Raw genomic sequence first — 4,948 nt, 5'->3', positions numbered from 1 at the left:
CGGAGAAGCTCAGCAGATCGCCGGCGGCGTGCTCGGTGATCCGCAGAGCGGCCGCGAGCTCCAGTCGCACGCCGCGTTCCATGACCTCGGTCAGGACCCGGCCGTTGCGCGTCGCCTCGCGAAGCGCCTCACGCCGCATCGCGTCGATCCGCACCAGTCGTTGGGCGGCGAGCACCGTCATCATGTCGGCCGCCTCGATGACCAGATCGAGCTCGTCGGGGAGCATCCGATCGTCGAAGCTGGTGTCGGGTGACATGCTCCCAACAGTAGAACATACATACGACACTCGCGCGCTCAGAGCTCGTTACGGCGAAAGGTTCCTAGATCGCGCCGAGCGCGCCGGTGGTGAGTCCGACCACGAAAAGTGCCAGTCCGACCGCGACCACGATCACGTGCGGCAGCGCGACGTGCGGCCAGAAGAAGACCCAACGATTTGCGCCCGGCCTGTCGTTGATGTTCTTCCACGGGCGTGGTTCTCGGGGATCGCCCTTGGGCTGTCCCCCGACCAGCCGGGGCGGGGCAGTGTGGAAACTCCAGTCGATGAGCGGCGATGACGCGGGCCCGCTGGCTGTGTTCTGGGACCAGAGCTCGAAGCTGATCGCCTCGATGTCGCCCATCCGTGGGTAGTAGCGCATCTGATGCCGTTTGACTGAGGCTTCGATGAGCCAGAACGCCAGCGCAGCGGCTGCGGCGACGAGGAACAGACCGTAGTGACCTTGTTGGAACCCGAAGCCGAGAGTGGCGAGCGCGAACGTCACGCCCCAGCTCTTGATGGTGAGGAGGCGCTGATCAAAGCCCTCGACGATCCCGACGATCCGGTAATACTCGGTCTGCAGGTCGTCATGAAGCCGGTCCATATTCTCGGCCTGCGGCCGCGATTGGGGGTGCGCAGGCTCGGTCCCATTGTCGTCGCTCATATGTAGGCCCTTTCCGGTGAGCACGACCCTTTCCGCACCACGAATCGATCGTCACGCTTCCACATGCGCTGCGAGGTGTCGATACCTCTGGTGTCGCCGCTTCGCATCGACCAGCGCCCGCCGACGCTGAATGCATCTGAACCCGGTGCGCAAGGCCGTGCCGGCCGCACGACCCGCCTCGACCTCCACGAGGGTGGCGCCGCCCGCCGGAGTGATGGTGAAATCGGCGCATGCGGGGAAGCCGTCTCACGTCCATCGACCGAACACGACCGTGGCGCGCGGTTCTCGCGGGCGTCGGAGGACTGTGGTCTCTGGCGATCCTGCCGTTCCCGGCGGCGGAGTTCGGAGTGCCCTTGTGGAAGTGGGTGTTCCACTACCGTGCGTACTTCTGGGCGCGGGAGGCGGTCCACGATCCGTACATCGTCTTCGGGGCGCTCGCGGCTCTGTCGTTCTTGGCGATCGGACTCGCGCTGCTTCCCGACCTGCGGAGAGCGGGATGGGGCGGCGCCGTCATGGCATGGCTGGTCCTCGTGGGTGCGCCGGTGACGGCGCTGAGCTACCTCAACACGCCCAAGGAGGCGCCTCTGCACTTCCTCTGGGGCGCAGAGGCGCTCGTGCTCATCGCGGTCGGCCTTGCCGGCATCCTCGCCGCGGTCACGGCCGGGTCGCGCTGGCGCCTGTGGGTGCGGATCGTGCTGGGACTGACCCTGCCGCTGCTCGTCGCGGGGACCCTCGCAACGGGCTACTGGCCGCACGGCCCCCTCGTGGTGCTCGGCGTCGAGGCGATCGCCATCATCCTCGCCGCGCCGGAGGCCGCGGAATCGCCGCAGAGATCGCGTCCGCATTCCGATGCGGCAGGGCCGTCATCGGATACCGGGATCACCTCGCGATAGCGTCGGCGTATGGCCGGCAGAAAACCGAGCCCGACGCTCGCCTGGGTCGGTGCGGCCGCGCTCGTCGCGGCGGGTGCGATAACGATCGTGACCGGGCTGTTCACGCCGATCGGGATCGTGTCCTTCGGCTGGTTCGCGTACCAACCTCTCGCCGATGCGACGTTCGTTCCCGGCGGGTCGGCGGTCGTCCTCTCCCGTGTCACCGTGGCGGGATGGGTCATCTTCGCTGTGGGGCTGGTCGCGCTCGCTTTCCTCGTCGGTCGGGTCTCCGGTCGGAGGTCCCTCGAGTAGAACAACAGCCGAGACGGATGACGCGGCCAACCCGCTTGCGCCACTGGTTCGCTCGCAAGCGGACACCGAACAGCCCGTCCTGCCGAAGCGGGACGGGCTGTCGAGGTGATGCGGTGGATCAGCCTGCGACCACCGGGGCGGGGGCCACGACCGGGGTCACCGTCAGCAGGTGGCCGTTGGCGTACAGGCCACCGGTCGAGCTGACCAGGGTGACTGCCGTCCACTGACCGTCGTGCCCCTCGTTGCCCGGGCAAGGCGCGCCGACGACCGGGATCACGCCGGCCCCGGTCACGTCGCCGAAGCCCGCCAGGTTGAAGCCGGTGAACTGGTTCTGGCCCTTGGTCTGACGGGGGTCGCCGTTGACGGAGGCGATGACAGCGGTCTCGGTCGTGTGCGCGACGTTGTGCGTCTTCTCACCGCGCGTGCCCTCGCCGGTCACGAAGGTGCAGACGGCCGAGTAGTCGTCGGTGGACTCGTAGGTGAACACCACGTTGGAGGCGTTCTCCTGGAGCGTCTTGTTGTTCCAGCCCATCACCTGCTGGACCTCGCCCTTGCCCACGAAGCCGGTGCCGGTGCCGGCGTCCAGGGTGTACGCATTCGCCGCGCCGCCCATGAGGGTCGCAGCGACGACTGCCGTGGCGGCCGCGAGGCCGAGGATGCTCTTGCGCATTGCATTTCCTTCAAACGAGGCGCCGCAACCCGCGACGCGAGGGGCGGCACTGCCGCTCGCTATTGGCGAAACGCTAACAGACTTTTGACGAATCGCCAATTCCTGGGAGACTCACCTGATGAGCACCACGCGAAAGGGTGGACGCCTCGACGCCACGCACCGGCGCGAGCAGCTGCTCGACGTGGCCAACGAGCTGTTTGCCGAGCGCGGCTACGAGGAGGTCTCGGTCGAGGACATCGCGCGCTCGGCCGGCGTCACCCGCGGCCTGGTGCACCACTACTTCGGCGGACGCAAGGATGTCTACATCGCCCTGCTCGAACGGCTCGGCGCGCTCCTCGAGGACGAACTGCGGCCGCCCGCCGGTCGCGACGCACACGCACGTGTGGAGAACTCCGTATCACGCTGGCTGGACTGGACGGAGTCCAATCGCATCATCTATCTCGGCACGATCGCGCCAGGTGAAGACATCGCCGACCCTGAAGTGCGACGTGTCGTCACCATTCTCGTTCGACGAGCTGTCGCCGTGCTCACGGTCTTCCACCGCGAGATCGCCGCAGACTCGGCCCGGCTGCGCTACGCGCTCGAGTGCTGGACGGGGCTGAACCGTTCGGCGACACGCCGCTGGCTGCGTGGAGAGGCAACCCGCGAGGCGACCCAGGAATTGCTCACCTCGACTCTCGAACACGTGCTGCGCACGTTCGGAGCACCGCACCAGGCAACCGAGCCGACCTCTCGACCGGCGCGGTGAGCCTACCCGGGTCGCCCGCCCGCCCACGCGGGGCGCGGGCGGGCGGGCAGGCGGACGCCAGCGTCGGTGTCAGGCCGCGAGTTCGGCCCGCTCGCTGACGTCGGGCAGGCCGAGGTTCTCGCGCAGAGTCGTGCCCGGATACTCCGTGGGGTAGACCCCGCGCTGCTGCAGCTCGGGGATGAGCCCGTCGACGATATCGTCGAGCCCCTCGGGCACCAGGTACGGCGAGACGTTGAATCCGTCGACCGCGTGGGCATCGACGTACTGCACGACGCGGTCGGCGATCGTCGAGTAGCCGCCCACGAAGGTGCGCAGCGACGAGCGCTTGATGACGAACTCGCGGATCGAGAGGTTCTCGGCGGCCGCGCTCTCGCGCCACTGGTTCGCCGTGTCGAGTGCGCGGCGCCCCTGGAAGAGGGAGCCGCGGGCGCCATCGACCTCGTCCACGACCGGGTCGATGTCGGGGAGCGGGCCGTCGGCGTCGAAGTCCGACAGATCCCTGCCCCAGATCGGCTCGAGGAAGCGCAGCGCGGTCTGCGGCGAGACCTGGGCGTGCGTGACCCACTCGGCCTTCTCGCGGGCCTCGGCGTCGGTCGGCGCGAGGATGAACTGGGCTCCCGGGAAGAACTTGAGCTCGTCCTCGCCTCGCCCGTGCCGGGGAAGGCGCCGACGCACGTCGGCAGCGAATGCGATGGCATCCTCGAGCCCCGGGTGTCCCGAGAAGATGACGTCGGCTGTGGATGCGGCGAACTCGCGGCCCTCGTCGGAGTCCCCGGCCTGGAAGATGATCGGCCGGCCCTGCGGGCTCGGCGGCAGGGGTGCGGGAGCCGCGAACGACACCAGGTCGCCCTCGACAGTGACCGGCGTGCCGACGCCGTCAGCACCGGCATCCCACAGCTGCTGGGCCGCGGCGACGAACTGCGACGCGCGGCGGTAGCGGTCGGCGTGGTCGAGGTAGCCGCCCTTGCGGAAATTCGCCCCGGTCCAGGCGTTGTCGGTTGTGACGACGTTCCAGCCGGCGCGGCCCTCGCTCAGCAGGTCGAGCGAGTTCAGGCGCTTCGCGAGGTCGTACGGGTCGTTGTAGGTCGTGTTCTGCGTCGCGACGAGGCCGATGCGCTCGGTCACCGCGGCCAGCGCCGCGAGCTGGGTCTGCGCGTCGGGGCGCCCGGCGATGTCGAGATCGTGGATGCGGCCGAAATGCTCGCGCAGCCGCAGCCCCTCACCGAGGAAGAACGCCGAGAAGAGCCCGCGCTCGGCGGTCTGGGCGATGCGGCGGAACGACTCGAAGTCGTACTGCGAGCCGCTGCGGTCGCTCGACCAGATGGTGCCGAAGTTGACGCCCTGGAAGAAGACTCCGAACTGGATGCGGCGGGACGTGGTCATGCGAACTCCTTCACGGCGGGGAAGGGGGAGCGGGCGGGGGGGGGGG

6 protein-coding genes and 1 pseudogene are annotated in these 4,948 nt (G+C 68.7%); 3 read left to right on the top strand and 4 right to left on the bottom strand.

From position 1 onward, the window contains the following. Together B2K11_RS20310 and B2K11_RS20305 are read right to left on the bottom strand one after the other, a co-directional pair. Positions 1-256 (bottom strand): annotated as a pseudogene (locus B2K11_RS20310) (HNH endonuclease); the annotation flags it as partial. 64 nt (positions 257-320) lie between these two features. Continuing rightward, positions 321-917, bottom strand: a complete 597-nt coding sequence (locus B2K11_RS20305) for a hypothetical protein (protein WP_163620905.1) — start codon at positions 915-917, stop codon at positions 321-323. 347 nt (positions 918-1,264) lie between these two features. On the opposite strand from B2K11_RS20305, the gene B2K11_RS20300 reads away from it, so the two are divergent. Next, positions 1,265-1,810: a hypothetical protein gene (locus B2K11_RS20300; RefSeq protein WP_163620904.1), complete on the top strand. Its 546-nt coding sequence runs from the start codon at positions 1,265-1,267 to the stop codon at positions 1,808-1,810. A gap of 9 nt (positions 1,811-1,819) precedes the next feature. Next, the gene (locus B2K11_RS20295; protein ID WP_163620903.1) at positions 1,820-2,101 is read left to right on the top strand and encodes a hypothetical protein; all 282 of its coding nucleotides are present in this window, start codon (positions 1,820-1,822) and stop codon (positions 2,099-2,101) included. Positions 2,102-2,219: 118 nt separating this feature from the next. On the opposite strand, the gene B2K11_RS20290 is transcribed toward B2K11_RS20295, so the two are convergent. Further along, positions 2,220-2,771: a hypothetical protein gene (locus B2K11_RS20290; RefSeq protein WP_163620902.1), complete on the bottom strand. Its 552-nt coding sequence runs from the start codon at positions 2,769-2,771 to the stop codon at positions 2,220-2,222. A 118-nt stretch (positions 2,772-2,889) separates the two neighbouring features. Between B2K11_RS20290 and B2K11_RS20285 the strand changes: the two genes are divergently transcribed. Continuing rightward, entirely contained in the window at positions 2,890-3,519 is a 630-nt protein-coding gene (locus B2K11_RS20285) for a TetR/AcrR family transcriptional regulator (protein ID WP_163620901.1), read from the top strand. Between the two features lie 69 nt (positions 3,520-3,588). Here the strand turns inward: B2K11_RS20285 and B2K11_RS20280 are convergent, their stop codons facing one another. Next, positions 3,589-4,902, bottom strand: coding sequence for an LLM class flavin-dependent oxidoreductase (locus B2K11_RS20280; protein WP_163620900.1), 1,314 nt, complete (start codon positions 4,900-4,902; stop codon positions 3,589-3,591). Positions 4,903-4,948 lie beyond the last annotated feature (46 nt).

It is taken from the genome of Microbacterium sp. B35-30 (assembly GCF_010634855.1).
GTDB lineage: Bacteria > Actinomycetota > Actinomycetes > Actinomycetales > Microbacteriaceae > Microbacterium.
Note: the sequence above shows the minus strand (reverse complement) of the source record. Positions and strands in the feature narration are given on the sequence as shown.

Excerpts from the sequence above, each read along its gene's own strand:
- B2K11_RS20305 (WP_163620905.1), bottom strand. The coding sequence starts at position 917 with ATGAGCGACGACAATGGGACCGAGCCTGCGCACCCCCAATCGCGGCCG.
- B2K11_RS20295 (WP_163620903.1), top strand. The coding sequence starts at position 1,820 with ATGGCCGGCAGAAAACCGAGCCCGACGCTCGCCTGGGTCGGTGCGGCC.
- B2K11_RS20290 (WP_163620902.1), bottom strand. The coding sequence starts at position 2,771 with ATGCGCAAGAGCATCCTCGGCCTCGCGGCCGCCACGGCAGTCGTCGCT.
- B2K11_RS20285 (WP_163620901.1), top strand. The coding sequence starts at position 2,890 with ATGAGCACCACGCGAAAGGGTGGACGCCTCGACGCCACGCACCGGCGC.
- B2K11_RS20280 (WP_163620900.1), bottom strand. The coding sequence starts at position 4,902 with ATGACCACGTCCCGCCGCATCCAGTTCGGAGTCTTCTTCCAGGGCGTC.